Source organism: Okeania sp. SIO2F4, from assembly GCF_010672385.1.
In the GTDB taxonomy this organism is placed as follows: domain Bacteria; phylum Cyanobacteriota; class Cyanobacteriia; order Cyanobacteriales; family Microcoleaceae; genus Trichodesmium.
The window spans coordinates 1-4,363 of the sequence record NZ_JAAHGT010000834.1 but is presented as its reverse complement, the minus strand read 5'-3'; the positions used below and the strand labels follow the sequence as shown (position 1 = coordinate 4,363).

Below are 4,363 nucleotides of genomic sequence, written 5' to 3'. Positions count from 1 at the left end.
CATCAACTTTATGTATGTTCTAAGCAATATGATGAATGCGCTGATATTTTACGAGAAAAAGGAGAAATTTGCCAATTTGAATCTCAGATTTATCGTAGAGATGGCACAATAATTTGGATTTCTGAAAATGCCTGGGTAGTTTGTGATGAAGAGGGAGATTTTTTATATTATGAAGGAATTGTTGAAGATATTACGTCTAGAAAACAAGCGGAAGCGGCTTTGCGAGCAACAGAGGAAAGACAAAAATTATTTATTGAAACTGTTCAAGATTACGCCTTATGTATATTAGATTCAGATGGATATGTAGTAAGTTGGAACTCTGAAGCTGAAAACATTTATCGCTATCAAGCAGAAGACATTATTGGCAAACATTTCTCTAGTTTTTATACTCAAAAAGATATTGATAATAACTTACCACATCAGGAATTAGAAATAGCGATAAGTCAAGGTAAATGTGTAACAGAAAAAATCTGTTTGAAGCAAGATAAAATATTATTTTTGGCTAATGTAATTACTACAGCTTTGTATAATGATAAAAAACAATTAAGAGGTTTTTATCAAATTACAAGAGATATTAGCGATAGTCAAAAAACTGTAGCTATCCCAACAAGAGCAACTCCCCAAGTACAAGCTTCTAATCAAATATTTCCTGATTTATATGAATCTAGTAAATCTGGGATAATACTGATAGATAAACAAGGTATTTTTGATTGTAATCAGGCTGCTTTAGAATTATTCGGGTGTAGTAAAAAATCAGATTTTTATGGTAAACAACTTTGGGAATTTAGTCCTGCAAAACAGTTTCAAGGTGAAGATTCAATTTTTCTATTTAAAAGATATTTACAAATAGCGTTAGAGTTAGGAGTAAGTCATTTTAATTGGCGCTATAAACGTTTATCTGGTTCTGAATTTACAGCAGAAGTGATAATAATTTCAGTAGAATTTGATGGTAGAAGTGGGTGGGAAGTAGTAGTTTCTAATATTACGAGTAAAGTCTTAAAAGAAGAAACATTAAAACTAGCAAATGAAGAGTTAGAAAATAAGGTAGAAAAACGAGCAATTGAACTACAGGAAACTATTGAGCAATTAGAAAGGGAAATTGCAGAACTTCATCAGACAGAAGCAAGGTTGAGGTTGTCGGAAAAAAAGTTCTCAAAAGCATTTCATTCTAACCCAGACCCAATCATTATTACTACTTTTGAAGATGAAAGATTTATAGAAGTAAATGATAGTTTTTTGGAGATAATGAGTTATCGCCGTGAAGAGGTGATTGGTTACACGGTAAAAGAGTTAAGTATATGGGTTAATCTAGAAGAAAAAATTGATTTTAGACAACATTTAGAAAAGCAAGGAGTTTTGCAAAATCAGGAATATCAATTTAGAGTCAAATCTGGCGCGACTAGGATTTGTTTGTTGTCTGTAGAAATTATTAATATTGGTAATGAAATTTGTTTTTTGGCAGTTATTAAGGATATTACTGACAGAAAACGTTCAGAAGAAGCTTTATGGGAAAGTCAAAGAAAATTAGCAACTTTAATCAGTAATTTACCAGGTATGGCTTATCGTTTTCGCAACGATCTAAATCGAAGTGCGGAATTTTTAAGTGAAGGTTGTTATTCATTAACTGGTTATCATGTACAAGATTTTATAGGTTCAAATCAAGTATTTTTATCACAATTAATTTATCCAGAAGATCGACAACTTTTATCGAATACTATAGAGTTGGCTATACAAGAGAATCGACATTATCAGGTAGCTTATCGAATTACGACTAAGACTAGAAAAATTAAATGGGTTTGCGAACAGGGAATAGGGGTGTTTTCTGAGTTAGGAGAATTAATCGCTTTAGAAGGTTTTATTACAGATATTACTGATACTAAAAATGCTGAAGTTGCACTTAAGCAATCTCAGGCTGAGTTAAAACAACAAAAACGACAATTAGAAACTGCTTTGCAAGAACTTGATCGGGTAGAGACTACTCTCAATAATACTGAAAAAATGTCTAGTTTGGGTCAGTTAGTAGCAGGTATTGCTCACGAAATTAATAATCCTGTAACTTCTGTTTATGGAAATATTGTTCATTTGAATCATTATGTTCAAGACATGATGAATTTGCTACATATTTATCAAGAATATTCTCCAAGTTTACCAGAACAAATAGAAGAACAAATAGAGGATATAGATTTAGATTTTATGATGGAGGATTTACCTAAGGTAATATCAGCAATGGAAATAGGAGCAGAAAGAATTCGTGAAATTGTCCGTTCTCTCCGTAGTTTTTCTCGCAAGGATGATGTTAAAAAAACTTTGATGAATATTCACGATGGGATTGATGGTACTTTGGTAATTCTGAAAAATCGTCTCAAATGCCGTGGAAAAAAACCAGAAATTAAGGTTTATAAGGAGTATGGAGAATTGCCTTTGGTAGAATGTTATGTGGGTATGATTAATCAGGTATTTATGAATTTAATTGGCAATGGAATTGATGCTTTGGAAGAGTCAATAGTTAGGGATAATTGGGATGGTAAGGTTCCGACTATTTGGATTAGAACTACAGCTATATCAAAACAAGTTCAAATTAGAATTATGGATAATGGTTTGGGTATGGATGAGAAGGTTAAGGAACGTTTATTTGAGAGATTTTTTACTACTAAACCAGTTGATAAGGGTACTGGTTTGGGTTTATCTATTAGTTATAAAATTATTGTGGAAAAACATGGTGGAAAGTTAGAATGTTTTTCTGCTCCTGGGGAGGGGGCAGAGTTTTTAATTGAAATTCCTATTGAACAACCTTTATGAAGTCAGAAGTTTGAAGTCAGAAGTCAGAAGTTTTTATGAAGTCAGAAGTTTTTATGAAGTCAGAAGTTAGAAGTTTTGATGCAGTTAGAACTCAGAAATATTTATGAAGTTATGCTGAAGTCTAAAGTTTATTGCTTGAGTCTTTTAATCGTAGCAACTAATATTCTAATAATTTATTCGGTTTCTTGCATTAGGCATTTGAACTTTTCTAATGATACTATTTCAGCTTATATTATAATTTATAGTTAATATTATGAAGTCATAAATCAGAAGTTTGACGTTTGAAGTTTTTATGAAGTTATATATAAGTTCCTGACCTTAATAATTGACTCGCTAAGGTTCTACTTACATTAGATTTTCCTTCTAACCAAGTATAAGCTTTGACTACTCTAACGGCAAACTTTTTTGTTTTTTCCTGAATTGAAATTTGTTGATTACTCAAATTATTTTCCCGCCTCAAAGCTTCTAACTTTATAGTAATTTTTTTCCTAAATTATATCTGAATTTACCTACTTCAAAAACCTTAAACTTACAACTTCATTAAACCTGCACCCTAAATACGACGATATATGTTTTATTTTAGTTGAATAAAAAGTCATGTGTAGGTACAAGTAACTCCAAATGATTACATAGTACCATGATTTTTTTGCCGATGCAAGGGGAAACTCCTTTACTCGCCGATTTTTTTTTGTAGCTCCACAAAATGCAGATATAGATTCATAAGGATTCATAAGATTGAGCGATCGCTACACCGAAACAAACTTTTATGGCTTACTTTGCTGATAATTAAAAAATTTCCACTTTGTAGGTTGGGTTGAGGAAATGTTAGTGTTTGCGCAACACATCTACAAGTCTTTGTTTGTAGTTTTGCTTTAGCCCTAATATCAAATCCGGTTGAATACTTATCATATAGTTGGGGGTGAGGAGTAGGGGAGATTGAAGCCTTGCAGTAATTATAGAATTATCAACATATATTATATAATCGGATTATATATAACAGGACTTAAGAAGAGCTACTAAATGTGGAGTCTAAAACTATTGCGCAACAGTTTTTAAACACTATATGTAGAGTCTATGCGTAAGTCCTTTATAAGATAAATATTTCAGTTGCTAGAGCAAAACTACGAACTGAGATTTTTAATTGAATAAAAAGTCATGCGTAGGTACGAGTAACTCCCAATAATTACATACTACCATGATTTTTTGGCCGATGCAAGGGAAAACTCCTTTACTCGCCGATTTTTTTTTGGTAGCTCCACAGAATGCAGCAAAAATCTCAAACTTATAACTTTATTTCCTGATTTGCTAATAATCGAAAAGTTTCCAATAGTAGGGGCGGGTTCTCCTTTAATTTAATGGTATCAATCTCACGGGGTGACAAGGTAGCTGAAAGCTATATATAGAGGTGGACTTATCAAATAAGCTGAAGAATAGTTCAACTAAAATCCCACTATTATTGAGAATAGATGGGGGTGTGGTGCGTTCGCGGAGCGTTGCGGAGCGCAGTATCGCGCCACACAGTAGCTTGATTATTTATTCAAATAACTGGCAAAACAGTTAAAAA

At 32.4% G+C, this 4,363-nt stretch carries 2 protein-coding genes; one reads left to right on the top strand and one right to left on the bottom strand.

The features are described 5' to 3' along the window. Positions 1–2,799 (top strand): PAS domain S-box protein (locus F6K22_RS33495; RefSeq protein WP_293108313.1); only part of this gene is annotated, 2,799 nt, incomplete at its 5' end. Positions 2,800–3,097: 298 nt separating this feature from the next. On the opposite strand, the gene F6K22_RS33490 is transcribed toward F6K22_RS33495, so the two are convergent. Next, complete coding sequence (locus tag F6K22_RS33490) at positions 3,098–3,241, bottom strand: hypothetical protein (protein WP_293108311.1); 144 nt, start codon at positions 3,239–3,241, stop codon at positions 3,098–3,100. Positions 3,242–4,363: the final 1,122 nt, after the last annotated feature.